Below are 24,245 nucleotides of genomic sequence, written 5' to 3'. Positions count from 1 at the left end.
GTGGGTGCGGTGGCCGAATCTGGGCGTCGGGCCGCGCGCCGAGGGGGCGCCTTTCGGCCACCTCGACGATCGGCCGTTGGCGTTCGAATTATTTGTAGCAGCCGTGGAGACCTTCGCGTGCAGGGTCGCGCGGCGCGGCGGCGCCGGGGAGCCCCCTTTACCTCATGTTTGACGGAAGGTCAAACTCCAGGTGTTCACGCCGCGGCGTGCGCACGACCAGCGACTTCTGTCTTGACACCCCCTCACCCCGCGCACCTGCGCCGCCTCGACGGCCGGGAGCGCGACTGTTAGGTTCAGCGCCGTTGTGTAGAGCGTGGCCATGACACAATTCACGCTCGTTTTCATCTCTCTTTCATGGAGTGTTCGAATCTTGAACAGATCCAAGGCGCACGCCTGGCGTGCGCCTCTGAGGCGTGTCCGGCGGTGGCCGATACCACTGCTGGCCGTCAGCCTTCTGGCGTCCGGCCTCTCGGCCGTCGACGCCGCGGCAGCCAACTCCGACCTATCCCTTCCCTCCCTCCAGCGACTGACCAAGGTCGGCGGCGCCCCCGTCACGGGCAAGCCGGCGCCGGGCCAGGCCGAGTCGCAGAAGAAGAAGTGGAAGAACCCTCCGGCGATCGCCTGGCCCAAGGCCGGCTCCGCCGAAATCACCCTCCCCGAGCCGACGCTCACCCCCACCGCCCAGCTGAATCCGGCCACCGGCAAGTCCCTCGCCGGCGGCCCCGGTCTGCGCTCCGGCAACGGTGTCAGGGCGGGAGCGGCGGTCAAGGCCGGCACCCTTCCCGTGAAGGTCGCCGCGCTCGCCGCCCGCGCCAAGGCCGGACCGCTCTCCAAGTCGGCCGCGGCGGCGCCCGCCGACTCGTCCGCCGGGCCCGTCAAGGTCGAGGTCGGGCTGCTCGACCGGGCCGCCGCCCACCGGGCCGGCCTCACGAACAGCCTCCTCCTGACGGTTCGGCGCACCGACGCCGGCACGTCCTCGGCGCCGGTCTCGGTCGAACTCGACTACACCGCCTTCAAGAACGCCTTCGGCGGCAGCTGGGGCTCCCGTCTCCGGTTCACGGCGATCCCGCCCTGCGCCCTGACCACGCCGAAGAAGCCGGGCTGCCCGGCCGGCATCCCGGTCACCACCAGCAACGACCCGGCGACCGGCCGACTCGTCGCCACCTTCGACGCCCCCGCGGCCGACGCGGCCTCGCGCGCCGGCGGCATGAACACGATGTCCGTCGCCGCCACCACCGCCGGCACGGGCACCGTGACGCTGGCCGCGACCGCGGGCGCCGACGGCGCCAACGGCACCTTCAAGGCCACCTCGCTGAACCCCTCCGGCGCCTGGCAGGCGGGCGGCTCCGCGGGCGACTTCTCCTGGTCGTACCCGCTGGAGATCCCCGCCTCCCTCGGCGGCCCCAGCCCGTCGCTGACGCTCGGCTACTCCAGCTCGACCATCGACGGCCGGACCTCGGCCTCCGCGCAGCAGACCTCCTGGGTCGGCGACGGCTGGGACCTGGCCTCGAACTACATCGAGCGGTCCTACGTCCCGTGCAGCCAGGACAAGCGCAAGGACTCCGGGTACAACAACCCGAAGGACGACACCGGCGACCTGTGCCACGGCGCCCCGATGGTCACCCTGTCGCTCAACGGCGGCTCCACCCAGCTCGTCCTGGACGACGCCACGAAGAAGTGGCGTCCCGCCAAGGACGACGGCTCGCGCGTCGAGCTGCTGCAGGGCGCGCAGAACGGTGACAAGGAGGGTGACCACTGGCGGTTCACCAACCCCCAGGGCATCCAGTTCTACTTCGGTGTCAACCGGATCCCCGGCTGGACGTCGGGCAAGCCCGTCACCAACTCCGCCTGGACGGTGCCGGTCTACGGCAACCACCCCGGTGAGCCCTGCTACACGACCACCTTCGCCGACTCCGCGTGCGACCAGGTGTACCGCTGGAACCTCGACTACGTCGTGGACCCGCGCGGAAACGCCATGACGTACTGGTACGAGAAGGAGGTCAACCACTACGGCTCCAACTACCAGATCGCCGGCGGCTCGACCGCCCGGGCCTACGACCGCTCGGGCTGGCTGGACCGCATCTCGTACGGTCTGCGCAGCAACGACCTGTTCGCCGAGGCGCCCGCCCAGGTGAAGTTCTCCGTCGCGGAGCGTTGCCTGGTCTCGGCCACCTTCGACTGCGACCCGGCGAAGCTGAAGCCCGAGGTCGACTGGAGCATCGCCAAGGAGTGGCCGGACACCCCCGGCGACCAGCTGTGCGCTGCGGGCGAGGAGTGCAAGGGCCGGTTCACCCCGACCTTCTTCACCCGCAAGCGGCTGACCCAGGTCACCACGTCGGTCTGGAACGGCAGCGAGCGCAAGCCGGTCGACACCTGGAAGCTCACCCAGGACTTCCCGATGACCGGTGACGGCACGGACTACCCGCTGTGGCTGTCCGAGATCCGGCACACCGGCCAGAACGGCGGCTCGATCGAGCTGCCGCCGGTGAAGTTCCGCGGCAAGCAGCTCGACAACCGTGTCGACGGCGCCTCGGACGGCAAGCCGCCGTTCAAGCGCTACCGCGTCGAGGCGATCGACACCGAGACCGGTTCGACGATCCTCGCGCACTACAAGGACACCCAGTGCTCCGCCGGCGCGCTGCCCTCGTCGCCCGAGACGAACACGATGCGGTGCTACCCGGTGATCTCGGAGATCCCGGACCCGAACGACCCGACGCGCGAGCGCAAGCTGTACGTCACCGACTGGTTCCACAAGCACGTCGTCGACTGGGTCCAGGAGGAGGACCGCAACGGCAACTCGCCGACGCGGCGCACCGAGTACCAGTTCCTCGGTGACCCGGCCTGGGCCTTCGACGACGAGACCGAGATGATGCGGCCCAAGACCCGCACCTGGTCCCAGTGGCGGGGCTACGAGCGCGTCCGCACCCTCATCGGCGTGGCGCCGGACCGGCGTTCGCAGACCGAGACGCTGTTCTTCCGCGGTCTCGACGGCGACCGTGCGACGCCTTCGGGCGGCATCCGCTCGGTCAAGGTCAAGGACTCCGAGGGCAACGAGATCCCGGACCACCGCCTCTTCGCCGGCCAGACCCGTGAGGTCCTGGCGTACGACGGCGAGGGCGGCCCGCTGGAGGCGGCGACCACGTACACCCCGTGGCTGCACGGCCCCACCGCGACCCGCCTGCGCAAGGGCGAGGTCCCGGAGGAGGACATCGAGCCGCAGGAGTCGTACGTCCAGCAGACGAGCGACGTGGCCTCCCGGATCCTCCTCTCCGACGGCCGCGGCTGGCGCCGCACGGCCATGCACACCGAGTACGACACCCGCGGCTTCGCCCTGTCGGTCTCGAACCGCGGCGACGTCGCCGACGGGTCGGACGACAGCTGCACCCGCTTCGAGTACGACGAGGACCCGGCCCGCTGGATCATCGCCCGCCAGAAGCGGGTGGAGTCGGTCGCCAAGGCCTGCGACGCCACCGACGTGGCGCGCCCGGCGGACGTGACGTCGGACGTGCGGATGCACTACGACGCGGCGGGCAACGTGCAGTCCACGGAGTCGCTGTCGGACTACGTGAACGGCAGCCCGGTCTACCAGACGGACGGCAGCGCGGAGTACGACGCGTACGGTCGCCTCACGACCACCACGGACGTGTTCGGCAAGGTCACCCGCACCGCGTACACGCCGGCCTCCGGGCAGATCGTCACGAAGGTCGTGTCGACCAACCCGGTGGGCCACACGAAGACGACGGAGACCGATGCCGGTCGTGGCTCGGTGCTCGCCGAGACGGATGTCAACGGGCGCCGCCAGGTCATGCGGTACGACGCGCTCGGCCGGCTGACCAAGGTCTGGTCCCCGGACCGCGACCCGCTGAGCAAGTCGCCGGACGGCGAGTTCTCCTACGACGTCCGCACCGACGGTCCGGTCGTCATCACCAACAAGGCGCTGCTGGACGACGGCACCTACCGCACCAGCTACGACATCTACGACGCCAGCCTGCGCATCCGCCAGACCCAGATGGAGGCGCTCGGCGGCGGTCGGCTCATCACCGACACCTTCTACAACAGCCTCGGCCAGGTCTGGAAGAGCAACGGCGCCTACTACACCGACGGCGCGCCGTCGGGCGTCCAGTGGGATCCGAAGGACAACGAGGTCCCGTCCTCGACGGTGACCCAGTACGACGGCTCCGGCCGTGCGACCGCCCAGATCTCCCGCAAGTTCGGCGTGGAGACCTCCCGGACCACCACCTCGTACGGCGGCGACAACATCACCGTCGACCCGCCGAAGGGCGAGACGCCGACCCGTGCCTTCCTGGACGGTGCCGGACGCAAGACGGAGCTGCGCTTCTTCCACGCGGACTCGCCGACGGGCACGTACGACACGACGCGCTACGCCTACAACCGGCGCGGCATGCTGGAGTCGGTCGTCAACCAGGCCGGGGACCGGTGGGGCTTCGAGTACGACCTCCGGGGTCGCAAGACCAAGCAGACGGACCCCGACAAGGGCACGTCGTCGGTGACGTACGGCCAAGGTGACCGTGTCTCCACCCTCACCGACGCCCGCGGAAAGACCGTCGCGCCCGAGTACGACGTCCTGGGTCGCGTCGTCGCCACGCACGAGGGCTCGCTGACGGGACCGAAGCTGACGTCGACCACGTACGACACGCTGCCCGGGGCGATCGGCATGCCGGCCTCCTCGACCCGGTACGTGAACGGCAACGCCTACAAGCAAGAGGTCACCGGTTACGACACCGAGTACCGTCCGACCGGGACGAAGCTCACCATCCCGGCCTCGGAGGGCGCTCTCGCGGGCACGTACAGCTTCTCCACCGGCTACCGGCCGAACACCGGTCTGATGGCGTGGACGATGCAGCCGGCGGTGGGCGGTCTGCCCAGCGAGATCACCACGCAGACGTACAACCACTTCGAGCTGCCCACGATCATGGGCGTCGGTGGGAAGACGTTCGTCGGCAAGGTCGACTACTCGCCCATGGGAGACGTGCTGCGCACGGAGGCCGGCCCGGCCGGCTCCCAGGTCTACGCGACGCACTTCTACGACGAGCAGACCCGCGCACTGCTGCGGACCGTCAACGACCGTGAGGTGTCGCCGAGCCGTATCAACGACACGACGTTCGAGCGGGACGACGTCGGCAACATCCTGAAGATCACGGACAAGGAGGGCCCGCAGGGCACCCCCGACGTCCAGTGCTTCGCGTACGACTACCTGCGCCGGATGAACGAGGCGTGGACCGCCACGGACGACTGCGCCGCCAAGCCCGGCTCGTCCGGTCCTGGTTCGACCCCGTCGGTGGGCGGCCCGAACCCGTACTGGTCCTCGTACAGCTTTGACGCGGGCGGCAACCGCACCAAGGAGGTCCAGCACTCCCCCACGGGTGACACGACGCAGGACGTCACCCGGACCTACACCTACGGCACCGCGGGCCAGGCCCGTGCCAACCAGCTGCAGAAGGTCGACACGACCGGACCGGGCGGCTCGCGCACCGAGTCGTACACGTACGACCAGGCGGGCAACACCCGCACCCGCACCATCCAGGGCGACACCCAGACCCTGGACTGGGACGCCGCGGGCAAGCTCGCGAAGGTCACCAAGGGCGGCGAGTCCACGGAGTACGTCTACGACGTCGGCGGCAATCGCCTGATCAAGCGCGACAAGACCGGCACCACGCTCTACCTGCCGAACACCGAGGTCAAGCTGACCACGGCGGGCAAGCTGGAGGGCACGCGGTACTACGCGCACGCGGCCGGGCCGACGATGGTCAAGACGGCGAAGGACGGCGTGATCACCACGTCGTACCTGATGGCTGACCAGAACGGCACGGCGACCATTGCCGTGGACGCGTCGACCTCAGCCGTCACCCGTCGCAAGTACACCCCGTTCGGCGAGGTACGCGGCACGGCCCCGTCCGTGTGGCCGGGCAAGAAGGGATTCGTCGGCGGAGACGTCGACGAGACCACGGGTCTGGTCCACCTGGGTGCGCGGGAGTACGACCCGGCGACGGGCCGGTTCCTGTCCGTCGACCCCGTGGTCGACTACAGCGAGCCCAAGCAGATGAATTCGTACGCCTACGCGAACAACTCGCCGGTGACGTACAGCGACCCGAGCGGTCTGTCGATCGCACCGCCCGTGATGCCCGTCCAGGACTTCACGGCGGCGGAGGAGGCCTGGGCCCGTATGGTCCAGGGCAAGAGCGCGCTGGACATCGCCCTCGAGGTCGCCGTGGGCATCCTCAAGGACGTCTCGGGCTACAACGACATCAAGTCCTGTCTCAGCGGTGATGGTTGGGCCTGTGCGAGCCTCGCTCTCGACGCGGCCCTGCCCTTCGCCGGACGCGCCAAGCGCATCCTGAAGGCCCTCGACCGAGCCTGGGAGGCCTTCAACAGCTGGGCTTCGAAGCTCGCCCTGGCACGCGACATCATGCGTCGGGTCGAGCGCTACCAGCAGGCGATGGCCAAGTACGCCGAGGACCTGGCGGAGTGGAAACGCCAGATGGAGGAAGCTGCCGAACGCGCGAGAAAGCTGGAGGAAGAGGCCGCGGCGGCGCGTAGAGCCGCTCAGGAGGCCGCAGCTGCGGCGGCGAAGAAGGCCGACGAGGCCGCGGCGACCGCGGCCAAGCAGGGCAAGTCCTCCGCGCAGAAGGCGAAGAAGGCGGACGGCGACGGCAAGGCGTCGAAGTCCTCGGAGCAGAAGAAGGCGGACGAACCCAAGAAGTCGTCGGGCAAGGAGACCGACGGGGGGGCCAGCGGTTGCAACAGCTTCGTGCCCGGCACCAAGGTCCTGATGGGCGACGGCACGTCGAAGGCCATCGAAGAGGTCAAGCCCGGTGACCAGGTCATGGCCACCGACGAGAAGACCGGCGCCACGAAGTCCAAGCCCGTCGTCGCACGGATCATCGGGGAGGGCCAGAAGAACCTCGTCGAGATCACGATCGACACCGACGGCGCCAAGGGCGACTCCGAGGAGAAGATCACCGCGACCGACGGTCACCCGTTCTGGGTTCCGTCGCTGCACAAGTGGCTGAAGGCCACGGACCTCAAGGCCGGCGAGGCGCTCCGCACCTCGTCCGGCACGTGGGTCCAGGTCACGGAGGTCAAGCGCTGGACCCAGCAGAAGCGGGTCCACAACCTCACGGTCGGCGACGTCCACACGTACTACGTGCTGGCGGGCGCGACACCTGCTCTCGTCCACAACGACTCGTGCCCGACGGAACAGGACCCCTACTCGCCGGAGCTCACCGAAGAGCGGCAGAAGCAGAACGACGCCAACTGGAAGCAGATCCCGCGCGAGGTCCACGAGACCGTGAACCGTGTCGAGAGCGGCCAGCTGTCGCAGCGGGTCAACCACGCCGGTCTCGACTGGTACGACGCCCGCCGAACGAACGCGAACGGCCATATCACCGGCTACAAGACCAACAACCCGTGGTACGACGCGACCGTCTACACCGGCGTGAACGGCGGTCTGACCCGTATCCTCGTCCGCTCCGACGGCGTGGTCGGGTACATTCTCGGCCACAACTACAATCAGGTGTTCGAGTACGGGTTCGCCGGACGTCTCCCAGGCAGATGGAACCAACCACCGTCCGCCTGGTACGCGAGCCATGGAGGCGGGTCACCCCGATGAAGTCACCAGCCGCAGCCGGTCTGCGGGTCGTGGAAGGCTGGACCCCGCCCGACGGGCTCCTTCCGCCCACCGTCGCCGGCCAGGCACCGAGCGTCCCGTTCGAGGACGGGCGTGTCGAGGCCATGGTGGACTTCCGTGATCCACAGCTGCACGAGAAGGCGAACGCCGACTGGTACCGGCTGTCGGTCGAAGGAGGACTCTTCTCCGAGACCGACCGCAGGTTCCTGATCGCCCTCCATCCCGGCCAGGACCGCCTCGCGCGGTGGCACTGCGTCGAGCTGCAGAGCGAGTGGGACATCATGGGCAAGGGTGCTGACGGGCTGCTCGGCAGCGCCCCGTACCACCCGGAGTTCCGCATGCTCTCGCTCGACGGGAACGTGCTGTGCTCCGCCACGACGTGGGAGCACGCCCTCAGCACCTCCGTGCTGAAGGCGCCGCACCGTGCGCAGGTCCTCCGCCGCTGGGCCGAGGCACTGACGGACGGATCCATGGACGACATGGGCGAACCGGACGACCTGCCGCTGAGCGTGGCGGCACGTCGCTGGCTCGACAGCCACTAGAGCCATGGCCACAGCCCCGACCGGCCTGCCGGTCGGGGCTGTGGTGCGCTCAGGCGCAGGCGCGGGTCACCACTCGCCCGGCCCCGGACGTCGCCTCCCCGGGACGCGTCCGGCCCGTGCTACGTTCATCCATTTCACCGGGCGACCGGGAGCGTGGGGGTGACGTGGTGACGGGAGCAGCGGCGCCGGGGCCGGAGTCTCGGTCCCGGGTGCGCAGGGCGCCGCAGCAGGCGCGTAGCCGGGCCCGGGTCGAGGCGATTCTCGCGGCGGCCGACCGGATCCTGGCCCAGGAGGGGTACGAGGCGCTGACCATGCGCCGGATCGCCGAGGCGGCGGGCGTGCCGGTCGGCAGCATCTACCAGTTCTACCCGGACAAGGGCGCTGTCGTGGACGCGCTCGGCCGGCGGTACCTGGAGGCGTTCGGGACCGCCGTCGACGAGCTCGTCGCGCGGGCCCTCGCCGGTGAACTCACCGACCTGGTCGGCACCATGGTCGACGTCTACGCCGAGCTCTTCCGGTCCCAGCGGGGCGGTATGACGCTGTGGGCCGGCCGCCATCTCAGTCCCGAGCTCGCGCGCGCCGACGAGGCGAGCAACGAGGTCGTGGCCGAAGGGCTGCAGCGGATCGTCGAGCACCTGACCGGCGTTCCCGGAGGCGAGCGGGCCCGACGGGCGACGCGCATGGTGGTGTGGGCCGCCAACGCCGTCCTGCACGAGGTGTTCAAGGACGGGGGCGAGCCCGAACCGGAGGCTCTGGACGAGCTCAAGCGGATGCTGGGCGCCTACTGGGAGGACCTGCGCGGCCGGCTGACGGCCGCCGAGGAAGGGTGAGGCCGGGCGGGGCGCGGGCCGGGCGCTCCGGAGCTTGGCGCCGAGGACTCCGGGCCACCTGCCGCACCCCTAGAACGTGAACAGTTGTTCATGTTACGGTGCGGCCCACCTCGGACGGCACGCCCACGCCCACGTCAGGTGAACTCCCCTCCCCGGGCTGCCTTCGGCGGGTGACATGAGCAACGCTCGCTCCAGCGATGAAGGCAGGTTCCCGTGACAGCCAGCTCCATCGGTCCGACCCGAGTCCCCCGGCTCCCGGCCGACTTCGTCTGGGGCGCCTCGACCGCCGCGTACCAGATCGAGGGCGCGGCCGACGAGGACGGCAAGGGCCCGTCGATCTGGGACACCTTCGTGCGGCGTCCCGGCGCCGTGCGCGACGGGCACACCGGCGACGTCGCCTGCGACCACTACCACCGGTTCGACGAGGACGTCGCACTGATGCGCCGGCTCGGGCTCGACGCGTACCGCTTCTCGATCTCCTGGCCGCGCGTCCTGCCGGCCGGCGCCGGGAAGGTCGAGCCGCGCGGGCTGGACTTCTACGACCGGCTGGTCGACGCGCTGCTCGCGGCCGGGATCGCCCCCACCCCCACCCTGTTCCACTGGGACCTGCCGCAGGCCCTGGAGGACGAGGGCGGATGGCTGAACCGCGAGACCGCCCACCGCTTCGCCGAGTACGCGACCGTGGTCGCGGAACGGCTCGGTGACCGGGTGGAGCGGTGGATCACGCTCAACGAGCCGTTCGTGCACATGTCCTTCGGCTATGGCTTCGGCGTCCACGCCCCGGGCCGCGCCCTGCTCCTGGACGCGCTGCCCGTCGCGCACCACCAGCTGCTCGCCCACGGCCTCGCGACCGCCGCGCTGCGGGCGGCCGTCCCCGACGCGCAGGTGCTGATCGCCAACAACTGCACGCCCGTCCGGCTGCGCTCCGACGCCCGGTCGGACGAGGACGTGGCGGCGGCCGCCGCGTACGACGTCCTGCACAACCGGATCTTCAACGACCCCGTCCTGTTGGGGGCGTATCCCGACCTCTCGGCGTACGGCGTGTCCGACGCGAGCTGGGGCGGCGTGGTGCGCGACGGCGATCTCGCCTCGATCGCCGCGCCGTTGGACGGCCTGGGAATCAACTACTACAACCCGACCTGGATCACCGCCCCGGCCGATCCCGCCGCCGGGCTGCCCTTCGACCTGGCCGAGCCCCAAGAGCCGTACGAGCGCACCGCGTTCGGCTGGCCGGTGGTGCCCGACGGGCTCACGGAGCTGCTCACCGGCCTCAAGGCGCGTTACGGCGACGCCCTTCCGCCGATGTGGATCACCGAGAACGGCTGCTCGCAGCCCGCCGGGCTGCGGGACCAGGCGCGGATCGACTACCTCGCCGGACACATAGCCGCCGTCGCCGAGGCCGGCGCCCGCGGGGTGGACGTGCGCGGCTACTTCACCTGGTCGCTGCTCGACAACTTCGAGTGGGCCGAGGGCTACCACCAGCGCTTCGGACTGGTCGAGGTCGACTTCGCCACCGGGCTCCGCACGCCACGCGCGAGCTTCGCGTGGTACAGCGACCTGATCGCCTCCCAGCGGTCCTGAGCGGGGGACTCTCATGGCCCACCCCCGAGCGGGAGACGCGAGAGGTGCGAGGGACGCGGGAGCAGGAGGAGGTGCGGGAGGAGATACGGACGGCACGCGGGGCGCGGCGCACCCGGCGCCGGCCGCCGACGTCCTCGCCGAGCCCACCGTCCCCGTCGGACCCGGCTGGACGGCGAGCCTCTCGCTCGCCACGCTCGCCGTCTTCATGGCGTTCATGACGCCCATTCAGATCCTGCTGCCGCTCCAGCTGGAGCAGATCGACCCGCAGGGCAAGAGCGGCGCGCTCTCGCTCGTCACCGGCCTCGGCGCGCTCGTCGCGGTGCTCGCCAATCCGATCGCGGGAGCGTGGTCGGACCGCACGACGAGCCGTTTCGGCCGCCGCCGGCCGTGGATCCTCGGCGGTGCCCTCGCCGGCGCGGCAGGGCTCGCCTTCACCGCCTCCCAGCACACCGTCGCCGGGGTCGCCGTGGGCTGGTGCCTGGCCCAGGCGGGCCTGAACGCGATGCTGGCCGGGGTCACGACCCCGATCGCCGACCGTGTGCCCCTCTCCCAGCGCGCGCAGGTCTCCGGCTGGACCGGGCTGATGCAGTCCCTCGGCCTCGTCCTCGGCGCGCTGATCACCACGGCGCTCGTGACCGGCGTCGGGTCCGGCTACGGCGCCCTCGCCCTGCTCACGGTGGCGCTCGCCCTCCCGTTCGTCCTGCGCCACGGCGAACCGGCCCTCCCCCGGGCCCTGCGCCCCGCCTTCCGGCTCCGTTCCTTCGCCCGCTCGTTCTGGGTGAGCCCGCGCCGGCACCCCGACTTCGGCTGGGCCTGGCTGACCCGGTTCCTGATCAACCTGGGCAACGCCCTCGGCACGCTCTACCTGTTCTACTTCCTGGCGGACGCGGTCCACCACGCCGACCCCGGCACCGGCGTCCTGATCCTCACGGTCGTCTACACGCTCTGCGCCGCGCTCACGGCCATCCCCGTCGGCGTGCTGTCCGACCGCGTCGGGCGCCGCAAGACGTTCGTCGTCCTCTGCTCGGTGGTCATGGCCGCCGCGGCACTGCTGCTCGCCCTGCTCCACACCTGGCCGTCGGCGCTGGCCGCCGCGGCGGTCCTGGGCGCCGGTTACGGCATCTACCTCGCCGTCGACCAGGCCCTGGTCACCCAGGTGCTGCCCGAGGCCGCCGACCGCGCCAAGGACCTCGGCGTCATCAACATCGCCAACTCCGGCCCCCAGGTCCTGGCCCCGGCCCTCGCCTCCCCCGTGATCGCCCACGTCGGCGGCTACACCGGCCTGTACCTCACGGCAGCCCTGGCCACCCTGATCGGCGGCCTCCTCGTCACCCGCATCCGCACGGTCACCTGAGGCCGCCCCGCCGGGGCGCCGGCATCCCGGCGCGGGATCTCGCCGACTGCCGCCGCCGGCCGGCCCGGTGTCAGACGTCCCAGGTCACCGGGAGGCTCTTGACCCCGTAGATGTCCGCCGTCTCCGGGCGCAGGGCGACCTCGTCGGCCGGGACGGCGAGCCGCAGGGTGGGGAAGCGGTCGAGGAGGGCGAGGAGAGCGACGCGCAGTTCGACGCGGGCGAGCTGGGCCCCCAGGCACAGGTGGATGCCGTGCCCGAAGGCCAGGTGGCCGCTGGGCTTGCGCTGGATGTCGAGGACGTGGGGGTCGTCGTAGCGCTCCGGGTCGCGGTTGGCGGTGTTGTACGACAGGACGACCGTCGTGCCGGCCTCGATGGTCCTGCCGCCCACTTCGACGTCCTCCAGCGCCGTCCGGTGGAACGACTTGGCGACGCTCAGGTAGCGCAGCAGCTCCTCCACGGCCTGATCGATGAGCGTGGGCTGCGCGCGCAGCGCGGCCAGCTGTTCCGGGTGCTGCAGCAGGGCGAAGGTGCCGAGGGACAGCATGTTCGCGGTGGTGTCGAAGCCGGCGGCCAGGAGGACCAGGCTGATCCCCTTCAGCTCCTCGTCGGTCAGGTCGCTGCCGGTGAGTTCGCTGAGCACGTCGTCGGTGGGGTTCGCGCGCTTCGCGACCACCAGTTCCGCGAGGTACTCCTGGGTCGCGGTGTAGGCCGCGATGAGATCCTCGTCGCTCGTCTCGCCGTTCATGAACCTGTCGATCTGCTCCTGGAAGGAGTCCCGGTCCTGGTACGGCACTCCCAGCAGTTCGCAGATGACGATGGTGGGGATGGGCTTGGCGAACGCGGTCACCAGGTCCGCGGACGGTCCCGCCGCCTCCATGGCGTCCAGGCATTCGGCGGTGATCTCCTCGATCCGCTCGGTGAGCAGGCGCATCCGCCGAGCGGTGAACTTGCCGACGAGCGGCTTGCGGTAGCGACTGTGCTCGGGGTCGTCCATGAGGAGGAACTCGCCGGGCGGCGCCGGGGGGAGCGCGAAGTCGACCACGTTCATGAGCTCCTTGCGCGAGCTGAAACGCGGGTCGGCCAGGACGGACCTGACCAGTTCGTGTCCGGTGATCATCCAGCCGGGTACGCCGCCGGGGTGGGTGTAGCGGCTGATGGGGCCGTGGCGGCGGGCGTCGGTCAGCTCGGCCGGCGGGTCGAAGGGGCAGCCGGCCTGACGCTCCGTCGGCAGCGTCGTGACGGTGTGGAGGGGCTCGCTCATGACCATTCCTCAACTCGCGACATTACGTGTTTGATCCATCACGAAAGCTACGTTGCGTTCACTGGTTGGTCAATTGAGTGGTTGGCACTATCGCAGCTCAGAGCCCACAAATTGATGCAATGACGGGACGACCAAACGCAACGGCGGCGTTGCAATGTGTGGCCGCGGGGCGGGCGTGGCCGTGCGCCGTGCCGCGTCGTGGGCGGGAAGCACGGAGATCGTTAACAGGTTGCCGCGGGCCGATCCCGTCGGATAGGAAGCTGCCATGCTGAGAGGTACCAAGGTCGGGCTCAGGGCCCGGCACGAGGACGACATCCCGATCCTGCGCACCGAGCTCTACGACGACGTGGTCAACGCCTCTCGGGCCGAGGCCGCGCCATGGCGGCCGGTCTCGCCCGGCTCGAAGGATCCGCGGCTCGTGGTGGACGACACGCAGCAGGGAAGCGTCCCGTTCTCCGTGGTGGAGCTGGAGGGCGGCACCCTCGTCGGCACCGCCACGCTGTGGGGCATCGACAACCACCACCGGGCCGCGCACATCGGCCTCGGACTGCTGCCGTCCTGCCGCGGCAAGGGCTACGGCACCGACGTGGTCGCGGTCCTCTGCCATTACGGCTTCGTCGTCCGCGGCCTGCACCGGCTGCAGATCGAGACACTGGCGGACAACACCGGGATGCTGCGCTCCGCCGAGCGCAACGGCTTCGTGCGCGAGGGCGTGCTGCGCTCCTCGGCCTGGGTGATGGGCGAGTTCCTGGACGAGGTGCTGCTCGGCCTCCTCGTGGACGACTGGAAGCCGGACGCGGCGGTCTAGGCGGCCCGCGGCCGGCACGGCCCGGCCACCGGGGATCCGCAGGGTGATGTCTCGGCGGTCCTTCGGGCGATCTTGGCGATCGTGAGGGGCAGCGCCAGCAGGGCCCGCCGGGCCCGTCCGCCCGACCACACCACGGTGCCGTCGTCGTGCCAGGCCGGGGTGTGTCGCCGAGGATTCCGAACCGCATTCCGGCGATGAGATCACGCTGCGGCGAGGTAGATCCGAGGCACGCACCGCGGCTCGTCACTCCTCACTGCCACCCGGGACGGACAACGGTCGGGCCCCGGCCGCTCGACGCGGCCGAGGCCTGGGGACCTGCTGTTGCCTCGGATCGCCTGTTCCCCCGCTCCACCGTTCCCCGGTTCCTGCGACCCGGCGCCGGCCGGTCAAAGGCTCAGCGCGTCCTCCGCGTTGGTCATCCACGGGGTCACGGAGTTCATGGTGGGCGAGACGTTGAGGCCGGGCGTCGAGGCCTTGAGGGGCTTCTGCTCCAGGTCGGACTCGGTGCTCATCGTCATGGCGATCGAGTTGACGGTCTTGCCCGTGCCGTCCTTCGTCCCGCCCATGAGCCCCGCGTACGCCGACTCCCCGGGCGCGAGCCGGATCGCCTTCTCGATGGCGGGCGCCGCGCCGCGCTCGGTGGCCTGGCCGTCGAGGTCGCCGAAGGTCACGACGGGGTGGCCGAGGGCCTTGCACGGCTTGCCGCTCTTGTTGGTGATCTTGAGCAGATAGCTGCTGGTCGTGGGCTCGGCCAGGCTCGCGGTGAAGGTGACGTCGAAGGTGCTGCACGGGAACACGTTGTAGTCGGGATCGGTCGGGCCGCCGCTCCCGCCGGTGGACCCGCCCGTCGAACCGCCGGTGGAGCCGCCCGTCGAGCCGCCGCCGGTCCCGCCCGTGGAGCCGCCCGTCGTGTCCTTGCCCGGGGTCGACGGCTTCGCCGGCGTCGTGGGCGCCGCGGACTTGGTCGGCGTCGCCGGTGCCGACGGCGCCCCGGCGGCATCGTCCTCGGAGGGGCCGCAGGCGGTGAGGGCGAGGCTGGAGACGGCCGCGACGACGGCGAGGGCGGCGGCTCTGCGAACGGTGCTCATGATGGTGTTCCCCCGAGTCCGAGAAGTACGTGGTGCACTGGGCTGACCAGTATCTTCCCCAGGAAGTTTCACGACTTCATGACGGTCTCTCGCCGGAATCACCACAACGGGCCGCGAGGGACCGGCGTCAGCCGCCGTCGGTCGCCCGCACGAGCTCGTCGATGAGGGCGAGGGCGTCGTGCGTGGCGTACTCCTTGGCCAGCCCCGCGGCCCGCTCGGTGAAGGACGGGGTGCCGAGAACGGTGTCCACGGCGGTGCGGAGGGCGTCGTCGGAGGGGTCGGCGGTGCGGAGGTTGACGCCCGTGCCGGTCCACTCGACGCGGGCGGCGACCTCGGGCTTGTCCTCGGTGTCGCCGGCCACGATCAGCGGGACGCCGTGGGCCAGAGCGGCCTGGGTGCCGCCGTAGCCGCCGTTGGTGACCAGGAGGTCGGCGAGCGGGAGCAGGTCGGCGAAGGGCACGAAGCCGGCGACGACGGCGTTCGCGGGTACGGCGGGCAGCTCGGCGGCGAACTGGTCCGCGGCGTCGGGGCGGCCGGTGGCGGCCACGACGAGGACGTCGTCGCGGTGGGCGAGGGCGCGCACGGTGGGGATGACGAGACGCTTGAGGCCGGTGTTGGCGAGCGTGCCCTGCGTGGCGACGACGACCCGCCTGCCCTCGGCGCGGGCCCGGACGAGCTCGGGCCACCAGGCCGGCTCTTCCTGGTCCGCGACGGTCGGCAGCGGGACGACGCCGACGAAGCGCACATTGGCCGGGAGGTCGGCGCGGGGGTACTCGAAGCCGGGGACCGTCAGCTGGAGGAAGACGTCGGCCGCCTCGACCAGGTCGCGCCCGAGCCTCCGGTCGGGCAGGGTGACGCCCGCCTCGGCGAAGCAGGCGCGCAGGTGCGCGTCGAGGGGGGCGCGCTGTTCCGCCATCACGGCGGCGATCGCCGCGTACTGCTCGCGCTGGGCGTCGTCGACGGGCGGCAGCAGGCCGAGCATGTGCGGCGCGGTGTCCCGGCTCTCGACGCCGAGGGGCGAGATGCCCACGCTGAACACGGCCGGCCGGCGGCCCGGCGCGTCGCTGAGGGAGAGGGCCACGCCGCCGAAGAAGAGGTTGTCGTGGAGGACCGCGGTCGCCGGGAACTCCGCGAGGACCTCCTTGAGCGCGCGGAACTGGGCGGGCGTCGGATCGCCGAAGACGTGCTTGACGTCCCAGATGATCTGCGCGGGCCCGGCCGGGATGCCGTCGCGCTCCGGGAAGCGTGCGGAGAAGTCCCGGTCGTCGTAGTCCGCCTCGGCGGGCAGCGGGCGGAACTCGGGCCCGGCGGCGCGGACCTGCTCGGCGAAGCGCGCCCCGCCGAGGAAGACGACTTCGTGGCCGAGGCGCGACAGGTGGCTCGCGACCTGGAGCAGCGGCCCGTGGTGGCCGGACACGGGCGTGGCGGCGACGAGAATCCTGGACATGGTGAACTTCCCCCCTGATTGCGGCCGTTGTACGGCCGTTGCGCAATTGTCGCTCAGGCGCCGGTACGACGCGCGTAGCGAGCGTACGACCTGCGGTGACGGGCACTCAAAGCGTGGCTCCGCAACGGCGCGTCGCGCCGCCGCCGCCAGCCATCCACCGTGCTCCTTCCGCCACCCGAGCCGCCCCCGCCCGACGTCCGCCCGTCCCCCGGCCGGCGTCCGCCCGTCCCCCGGCCGGCGTCCGCCCGTCCGCCGCCCGGGCGTCCGCGGGTGCGCACCCGTCAGTAACGCCTGCGGCCGCGCTTGGTCCTGGCCTCGACCCGCCCGCGCAGGAGGTGCTGGTAGTCCGCGTACTTGTCGCCGCCGAGCCCCAGGGCGGCGCAGATGTCGGCCACCGTCTCCGCCTCGTACGCGTTGCCGGTGAGCCCGATGTGGGCGAGCACCCAGAACCCCTCGTGGGCGGCCGCCCGGCAGCCTTCCTCGAGCCGGGCCTCCTCGGGCGACAGTCCCCCGGGGGCATGGCTCGCGCCGATGGCGATGTACGAGAGGGCTTCGAGGAGCTCCTCCCGGGCCGGCGGCGACACGTGCCCGGCCAGCGCGGCGAGGACGACGCCCACGGCGGGCGGGGTGCACTCGTAGAGGGACGTGTCCACCACGATGTGGTCCTGCAGCGTGTAGCCGCGCATGTCGCGGACGGTCTCCGCCTCGAGGATCGTCTCGAAGAGCAACGGCACGTGCTCCGCGCCGTCCCCGCACCCGCACCCCAGCGCCGCCCAGTCGTGCCGCGCGAGTTCCGCCCGTACGAGCTCGCTCGTCCCCATGCCGCCCCCCTCTCCGCGCCCCCGCGCTGCCCGTGCTTCGCTCACCCTCTCATCCGCGGTGACGACGACCGCCCGCGGTCCGTTCTCCCGGCGTGACGGGTGCGGAGGACGACCAGGGGAAGGACGGCAGACGGCCGTCGGCGCCGGCGTCGGCGTCCGGCGCCGGATGGGCTGCTGCATGTGATGTCCTATTCGGTGCGCAGGGCCGTGGCGGTCCGGGCCCTGGCGGCCCAGCCGGCGGGCAGGAGCGCACCCAGGGTGGCGATGAGCGGGCCACCGAGTGCGAGCGGGAGCAGTTCAGCTCCGTGATAGATGGCGATGACGGAACCGGGAAGGCGGAGCCCCACGCTGTCGCCCATCGCGGGGATGACCCAGCCGTGCAGGACCACGCCCAGCGGCACGCCCAGAGCGCCCGCGACCAGTCCGGTCACGACCACCGAGGTGAGGACCATCGCGACGGTCTGCCTCGGGGTCATGCCGAGCGCTTTGTGGACACCGATCTCCCGGACGCGCTCGCGGGTGTCGAGCAGTACGCCGTTGAGCACGCCGAGAGCGGCGACGGCGACGAGCATGAGCGTGAGGATCGCGGACAGCGCGTTGAGCGTGACGACCATGTCGCTGCCGGAGTCGAGCCCGCCGACCCGGGCGGCGACACCCAGCGGTGCCAGGTCCTTGTTCAGCGTGTCGACGTAGGCGGAGGCATCGGTGCCTGAGGTGACCGCGATGTGATGACTCGTCTCCGTCAGGTCGGGATGTGCGCCCGTGAGGGTCGAGGCGTCGGTGAAGACCTGCATGCCGTCGTTGCGGGGGTCGAGGACCTCGCCGACGATCCGGACCGTGACCGGCTCGGCCAGGCCGTTCAGGGTGACGGTGTCGCCGATGCGGGTGCCGGTGGCGGCCAGGAAGGGGGTCGGGACCACGGCCTCGCCGGGCTCGTCGATCCAGCGGCCCGAGACCATCGTGTAGCCGCCCCAGGAGGCGTCGCCGGTGAAGGCGTGCACGTCGATGGTGCCGGTCAGGCCGGACACGGTCGCCCGTACCGTCGCGGCACTGTAGTACTTCCCGGTCCCGGCGGCGGCCTCGACGGCAGCGGCAACCGCGGCGGGATCGGCCTCGCGCTCCTGCTCGGGGCCGGCGCCTCGGGGGCCGAAGTCCGGCAGTGGCGCGGGCACGACGACATCGGCGGCGTCGTGGGCCCTGGCTTTCATCACCTGGCCCAGCGAGGCGCCCATCCCCACGGTGAACGTGACGGCGATGGCGCCGAACAGGATCGCCGTGCCCATGGCCAGCGCGCGGGCGGGCCGAGCGAAGGGCCGGGCCAGGCCCAGGGCGACCGGCTGCGGCAACGGCAGGCGTCCGGCCAGGCGGGCCGCCCACCGGCCGCGCCCGGCCGAAGCGGTACGCCCGACGGCGAGCGCGTCGACCGTACGCAGCCGGCCGGCCCGCCAGGCGCTCGCGGACGCGGTCGCCGCCACCAGTCCGAGCACCCCGGCGATGACCGCCAGGTCGACCCAGGGGGTGATGGCGAGGGACGAGGTGCCGTAGACCTCCTCCGTCTCGGCCAGCACAGGGACGGCGAGCAGGTGACCGGCGAGGACACCGAGAGCCGTGCCGACGGCGGCCGGAATCAACGCCTGGCCCACGTAGGCCCGCACGACCTGGGACGGGGTGAAGCCGACGGCCTTGAGGATGCCGATGCGGCGCGTTCCCGTGCCGACGGCCGACGCGACGACGTTGCCGACGATGAGCACCGACATGACCAGGCCCAGAGCGCCGAACGCGACGAGGAACGGGACGTAGACGGCGGTGTCGCGCTCGGCGGTCTTCTTGACGGTGAGCCATGACCGTTCACCGACGGCCGTTCCCGGCGGCAGGGATCCGGTCACCGCCTCGGCGCCCGCGGTGATCTGCGCGACGGTGCTCGCGGCGGTGAAGCGGTAGAGCATCTGGAAGCCGCCGCCGGCGGGCGCGGTGAGCGCCGGCATCTGGGAGGGCAGCACCCAGGCATCAGCGGTCCGCGTGACCGAGCGGGCCACACCGACGACGGTCAGGGTCGGAGCCCCGGACGGATCGGTAAAGGTGATCTTCATGCCCAGGGTCGGAACGAGCGAGGAGTCGGCCGACAGGACGATCTCGCCGGGCCGTGTGGGCCAGCGTCCGTCGAGCAGGGCCACCTCGTCCACGCCCCGTCCGGGATCGCCGCGGCCGACCACGGTCATCGGCCAGTGGGGGCCGCCCGACCCGTCCGACCGCGGGGTGACCGTCGCCGTACGGAACGGCCCGGCCGCATCGCTCACCCCCTCGGCGTCCTTGGACCTCGACAGCTGCCCCGCGCTCGCCTTGCCCGCGTCGAACCGGACGGACAGATGCGCGCCGTGCTGCTGGGCGAAGGCGTCGTCGAAGGGCGCGCCGGACACCACGAGCAGCGATCCGCCGAGGACGGAGGCGGCCACCGCCATCATCGTGGCGAGCCCGATCACCAGCGTCTGCACCCGGCGTCGTCCCACCCCTGAGCGCACCACCTTGCCGAGCGCGCTCATCGGACGGCCTCCGGGGCGACGGTCTGCGACCGGACGTCTCCGGTGATCCTGCCGTCGGCGATGCGGACCGTGCGGTTCGTGCAGGACCGGGCCAGGGCCAGGTCGTGGGTGACCACGACGATGGTCTGGCCCTCGGCGTTGAGGCCGCTGAGCAGCTCGCTGACGTCCTGTCCGGCGGCCGTGTCCAGGGCCCCGGTCGGCTCGTCGGCCAGGAGCAGCGCCGGCCGGTTCATCAACGCCCGGGCCACCGCGACGCGCTGCCGTTCACCGCCGGACAGCCGCCCCGGGTAGGCGCGGGCGTGCCGGTCGATGCCCAGCAGTTCCAGGAGTTCCGCCGCCCGGCGGTCCGCCTCGCCACGTGCCGTGCCCGCGAGGCGCGCGGGCAGGGCGACGTTGTCGGTGACGGTCAGATCGTCGAGCAGGTTGAAGAACTGGAAGACCATGCCGATCTTCGACCGCCGGTAGAGCGCCGATCCGGCTTCGCCCAGCTGGTCCACCCGCACCCCGTCCACAGTGACGGTTCCCGTGTCGGGCCGGTCCAGGCCCGCGATCAGGTGGAGCAGCGTGGACTTGCCACTGCCGGAAGGGCCGAGGATCGCGACGGCCTCACCGGGCTGCACGGTCAGTGACGCCTCGTGCAGAGCGGGCGGGCCGTCGTCGTATCGGCGGCTCACCTCGCGCAGTTCGATCAGCGGCATGGTCATGAACATGCTCCTCGGGCTTCTCGGGTACGGTCAGTCGGCTGCGTGAACGCTAGGAGCGGGCCCGGCCCGCGCGCGTCGCCCGCCCGAACCCCTTGCGGTACCGCACTCGGACGAGCACCGGAAACGTCATCCCTGCGATGTAGGCGGGTGATGTATCCGGTGCCGTGGGAATGACCACCGGGACGGACTCCGCGGGTGCGCGCGGCGGCGACAATGATCCGGTGATGGACGCAGGTACGACGCTGGAGCGGCTGCGGGAAGCCGCCCGCCGGACGGTCCGCGACGCCGGGCTTCCGAGCGGTCCACCGCTGCGGCCGACCCGGCGCGCCTGGCAGTTCGACGCGGTGGTGGCACTGGTGCTCGGCATCGCCACCGTGTACTACGGCATCGACAATGCCGGCAACGTCGTGGTGCGTGAGATCGCACCCGGCGTCGAGCTCGTCATTCCGCGCCCGTCCGGTCCCGGCGGCCTGGCCTTCATGGTGACCCTCGCGGTCGTCGCCTCGGGTGCCCTGGCGCTGCGCCGCCGCTACCCGCTCGCCGTGCTGTGCGTGGTGACGGCCGCGACACTGGCGACCCCGCAGAGCGTTCTGCGGCTGACCTTCTACGCGTTCATCATCGCCGTCTACAGCGCCGCCGTGTACAGCCCGTACCGGGTGGCCACCCTGGCGGCGCTGCCGTTGCCGGTCGTCCTGGTCGGCACGTCGGGGAACTCGGTGACACCGATCGTCCCCAACGAGTACATCGCCCTGCTGATCCTGGTCCCGATGGCCGTGGCCGCCGTGGGCCTGCGTACCTGGAAGCTCCGCACCGACGAGGGCCGCGGCCGGCTCTCCGCCCTGGAGCGCGAACAGGCCGCGGCGCTGCGCCGGGCCGTCGAGCACGAGCGGGCCAGGATCGCCCGCGAACTGCACGACGTCGTCACGCACAACGTCAGCGTGATGATCATCCAGGCGGGCGCCGCCCGCAAGATCATGAAGACCTCACCCGAGGAGGCCGACGAGGCGCTGCTCGCCGTCGAGGCGGGCGGCCGGGCGGCCATGACCGAGCTCCGCCACGTCATGGGGCTGCTCACCATGCCCGACGAGGGCGAGGGAACGGACGGAGGTGCTGACCAGGGCGACTCGGCGGCGGAGCTGGCCCCGCAGCCCGGCCTGGACCAGCTGGAAACGCTGGTCGGACGGGTCCGGGACAGCGGACTGCCCGTCGACCTGACCGTGACCGGCCCGCCCCGTCCCCTTCCGCCCGGCCTCGAACTCGCGGCCTATCGCGTGGTCCAGGAAGCCCTGACCAATACCGTGAAGCACGCGTCCGGCGCCACCGCCGCCGTGACCGTGGAGTACGGCCCGGAACGGCTCCGGGTGGAAGTCACGGACACCGGTGGACGACCGGGCGACGCGAGCGTCGGCAGCGGCCGGGGCCTGATCGGCCTGCGCGAGCGCCTCGCCGTCCACGACGGAACCCTGACCACCGGCCGACGCCTGACCGGCGGCTACCGTGTGGAGGCCCTGATCCCCTTGGAGGCACTGTGACCGAGCCGCTGCGTGTGCTCCTCGCCGACGACCAGACCCTGGTCCGCACCGGATTCCGGTTGATCCTCAGGGCCGATGGCATCGACGTCGTCGCCGAGGCGAGCAACGGAGCCGAAGCGGTCGAAGCGGCCCGCCGTACACGTCCCGACGTGGTCCTGATGGACGTCCGGATGCCTGAGATGGACGGTCTGGAGGCCACGCGCCGCATCGTCACCGGTGCCCCCGACACACCCCGCGTCATCATCCTGACCACCTTCGACCTCGACCGCTACGTCTATGCGGCACTGTCCGCGGGGGCCAGCGGCTTCCTCCTCAAGGACGTCACGCCCGAGCAGCTGACCGCGGCCGTCCGCACGGTCCGTACCGGCGACGCCCTCCTCGCGCCCGCCATCACCCGCCGCCTCGTGCAGCGGTTCACCCAGCGCGGCGGCGACACCGCTGCCCTCCACCGCGACCTCGCTTCGCTCACCCCGCGCGAACTGGAGGTCCTCGGCCTGCTGGCCCGAGGTCTGAGCAACGCCGAACTCGCCGCGCGCCTCCACCTGGCCGAGCCGACCGTCAAGACGCACGTCGCCCGCATCCTCTCCAAACTCGGACTCCGTGACCGTGTCCAGGCCGTCATCGTCGCCTACGAGACGGGTCTGGTCAGCGTCGGCGCGGGCGGGGACGCCCAGCGGTCCACCGAGCAGACGTAGAGGACCCGGCCGCGGGGAAGGGCTCCTTCCGGGAGGCGTACGAGGTGCGGGCGAGCCCGTTCCGTGCGCCGGACGCGTCCGGACGCCCCGGGCTCCCCGCGCAGCGGGGGCCGGTGGTGGCCGCCGAGGGCCGACGGGCGAGAATGCCCGGCGTGAGGATCACCGCGCGCGAGCTCAACCGGGCCACTCTCTGCCGTCAGCTCCTCCTGGAGCGCGCGCCGCTCGGCGTCGCGGAGGGGGTCCGGCGGGTCGTCGCGCTGCAGGCGCAGCATCCGGGCTCGGCTTACGTGGCGCTGTGGAACCGGCTCGCGGGCTTCGACCCGGCCGAGGCGGACGCCGTCCTCGCCCGTCGCGAGGTGGTGAAGGCGACCCTGATGCGGATCACCCTGCACGCGGTGCACGCCGAGGACTACCGGATGTTCCGGGAGGCGATGCAGCAGACGCTGTACGCCTCGCGGCTCGGGTTCCGGTTCGCGGCGAGCGGCCTGACACCCGCGGACGCGGCGGAGCTGCTGCCGGGGCTCCTGTCGTTCGCCGAAGTGCCGCGCAGCAGTGCGGAGATGAAGGGGTGGCTGGAGGAGCGGGTGGGCGCGGAGCGGCGGGACGACGCGTGGTGGGGGCTGCGCGGCTACGCTCCGTTGCACCATCAACCGACCGGTGGGCCCTGGACGTTCGGCGAGCGCCCGTCGTACGTGGCGGCGGACGGCGCGGGCGTGCCGGGCAGCCGTGACGTCGCGCCGGAGGCGCTGGGCCACCTGGTCCTGCGCTATCTGGCGGGCTTCGGGCCGGCGTCGGTGGCGGACGTGGCGCAGTTCGCGATGGTGCAGCGGGCGCCCGTCCGGCGGGTGTTGGCCGGACTCGGCGGTGCCGTGGAACGTCTCGAAGGGCCGGACGGTGTCGTCCTGTTCGACCTGCCCGGGGCTCCGCGGCCGGCCGCGGAGGCGTCGGCGCCGCCGCGGCTGCTGGGGATGTGGGACAGCGTGCTGCTCGCGTACGCGGACCGGAGCCGGGTGATGCCGCCCGCGTACCGGCGGGTGGTCATCCGCGTGAACGGCGACGTGCTGCCGACGCTGCTCGTCGACGGCGAGGTGGCGGGGGTGTGGCGGCCGGCCGAGGGAGGCATCGAGGCGACGGCCTTCCACGAGCTGCCGGAGCCGGTGTGGGAGGGGCTCGCCGAGGAGGCGCGGGGCCTGTACGCGCTGCTCGCCGAGCGCGATCCGGGGCTCTACCGGCGGTACGCGCACTGGTGGCCGAAGCTGCCGGCCGGCCGGGTCCGGCTGCTGCCGGGCTAGGCCCGTCGATCAAGAGCCGGTATCAGGACATCGTCGACTTCTCCGGCATCAACGAGAAGGGCGACTTCATCTCGCTGCCGATGCGGACCTACTCGTCCGGCA

At 71.7% G+C, this 24,245-nt stretch carries 15 protein-coding genes and 1 pseudogene; 10 read left to right on the top strand and 6 right to left on the bottom strand.

Annotated features, from left to right (window positions below):
* Positions 1–370 precede the first annotated feature (370 nt).
* From AB0M16_RS04845 to AB0M16_RS04825, 5 genes are all read left to right on the top strand, one after another.
* Entirely contained in the window at positions 371–7,630 is a 7,260-nt protein-coding gene (locus AB0M16_RS04845; RefSeq protein WP_365338790.1) for a polymorphic toxin-type HINT domain-containing protein, read from the top strand.
* A complete protein-coding gene (locus tag AB0M16_RS04840; RefSeq protein ID WP_365338788.1) occupies positions 7,627–8,190 on the top strand; it encodes a hypothetical protein in 564 nt (187 codons plus the stop codon). The genes AB0M16_RS04845 and AB0M16_RS04840 overlap by 4 nt, the downstream gene beginning before the upstream one ends.
* A 209-nt stretch (positions 8,191–8,399) precedes the next feature.
* Complete coding sequence (locus AB0M16_RS04835; protein WP_365338786.1) at positions 8,400–9,020, top strand: TetR/AcrR family transcriptional regulator; 621 nt, start codon at positions 8,400–8,402, stop codon at positions 9,018–9,020.
* A gap of 213 nt (positions 9,021–9,233) precedes the next feature.
* Complete coding sequence (locus AB0M16_RS04830) at positions 9,234–10,601, top strand: GH1 family beta-glucosidase (protein WP_365338784.1); 1,368 nt, start codon at positions 9,234–9,236, stop codon at positions 10,599–10,601.
* Positions 10,602–10,614: 13 nt separating this feature from the next.
* Positions 10,615–11,955, top strand: a complete 1,341-nt coding sequence (locus AB0M16_RS04825; protein WP_365338782.1) for an MFS transporter — start codon at positions 10,615–10,617, stop codon at positions 11,953–11,955.
* 70 nt (positions 11,956–12,025) lie between these two features.
* Here the strand turns inward: AB0M16_RS04825 and AB0M16_RS04820 are convergent, their stop codons facing one another.
* Entirely contained in the window at positions 12,026–13,216 is a 1,191-nt protein-coding gene (locus AB0M16_RS04820) for a cytochrome P450 (protein WP_365338780.1), read from the bottom strand.
* A 265-nt stretch (positions 13,217–13,481) separates the two neighbouring features.
* Here AB0M16_RS04820 and AB0M16_RS04815 point away from each other — a divergent pair, with 265 nt between their 5' ends.
* Positions 13,482–14,024 carry a GNAT family protein gene (locus AB0M16_RS04815; protein WP_365338778.1) on the top strand — a complete coding sequence of 181 codons (543 nt, stop codon included), beginning with the start codon at positions 13,482–13,484 and terminating at the stop codon, positions 14,022–14,024.
* A 386-nt stretch (positions 14,025–14,410) separates the two neighbouring features.
* Here AB0M16_RS04815 and AB0M16_RS04810 read toward each other — a convergent pair whose 3' ends face one another.
* The 5 genes from AB0M16_RS04810 to AB0M16_RS04790 form a co-directional block, all read right to left on the bottom strand.
* Complete coding sequence (locus AB0M16_RS04810) at positions 14,411–15,112, bottom strand: DUF4232 domain-containing protein (RefSeq protein WP_365338776.1); 702 nt, start codon at positions 15,110–15,112, stop codon at positions 14,411–14,413.
* A gap of 127 nt (positions 15,113–15,239) precedes the next feature.
* The gene (locus AB0M16_RS04805) at positions 15,240–16,559 is read right to left on the bottom strand and encodes a nucleotide disphospho-sugar-binding domain-containing protein (protein ID WP_365338774.1); all 1,320 of its coding nucleotides are present in this window, start codon (positions 16,557–16,559) and stop codon (positions 15,240–15,242) included.
* 281 nt (positions 16,560–16,840) lie between these two features.
* The gene (locus tag AB0M16_RS04800; protein ID WP_365338773.1) at positions 16,841–17,380 is read right to left on the bottom strand and encodes a hypothetical protein; all 540 of its coding nucleotides are present in this window, start codon (positions 17,378–17,380) and stop codon (positions 16,841–16,843) included.
* A gap of 188 nt (positions 17,381–17,568) precedes the next feature.
* Complete coding sequence (locus tag AB0M16_RS04795) at positions 17,569–19,920, bottom strand: FtsX-like permease family protein (protein WP_365338771.1); 2,352 nt, start codon at positions 19,918–19,920, stop codon at positions 17,569–17,571.
* Positions 19,917–20,624: an ABC transporter ATP-binding protein gene (locus tag AB0M16_RS04790; protein WP_365338769.1), complete on the bottom strand. Its 708-nt coding sequence runs from the start codon at positions 20,622–20,624 to the stop codon at positions 19,917–19,919. Before AB0M16_RS04790 ends, AB0M16_RS04795 begins: the two co-directional genes overlap by 4 nt.
* A 224-nt stretch (positions 20,625–20,848) precedes the next feature.
* On the opposite strand from AB0M16_RS04790, the gene AB0M16_RS04785 reads away from it, so the two are divergent.
* From AB0M16_RS04785 to AB0M16_RS04770, 4 genes and pseudogenes are all read left to right on the top strand, one after another.
* A complete protein-coding gene (locus AB0M16_RS04785) occupies positions 20,849–22,156 on the top strand; it encodes a histidine kinase (protein WP_365338767.1) in 1,308 nt (435 codons plus the stop codon).
* A complete protein-coding gene (locus AB0M16_RS04780; RefSeq protein WP_365338765.1) occupies positions 22,153–22,851 on the top strand; it encodes a response regulator transcription factor in 699 nt (232 codons plus the stop codon). Before AB0M16_RS04785 ends, AB0M16_RS04780 begins: the two co-directional genes overlap by 4 nt.
* Positions 22,852–23,003: 152 nt before the next feature.
* Positions 23,004–24,143 (top strand): winged helix DNA-binding domain-containing protein, encoded by a 1,140-nt coding sequence (locus AB0M16_RS04775; protein WP_365338763.1) that lies wholly within the window; start codon positions 23,004–23,006, stop codon positions 24,141–24,143.
* 8 nt (positions 24,144–24,151) lie between these two features.
* Positions 24,152–24,245 (top strand): annotated as a pseudogene (locus tag AB0M16_RS04770) (ABC transporter ATP-binding protein); the annotation flags it as partial.

Origin of the sequence: Streptomyces sp. NPDC051921 (genome assembly GCF_040680975.1) — a bacterium.
Lineage (GTDB): Bacteria > Actinomycetota > Actinomycetes > Streptomycetales > Streptomycetaceae > Streptomyces.
Note: the sequence above shows the minus strand (reverse complement) of the source record. Positions and strands in the feature narration are given on the sequence as shown.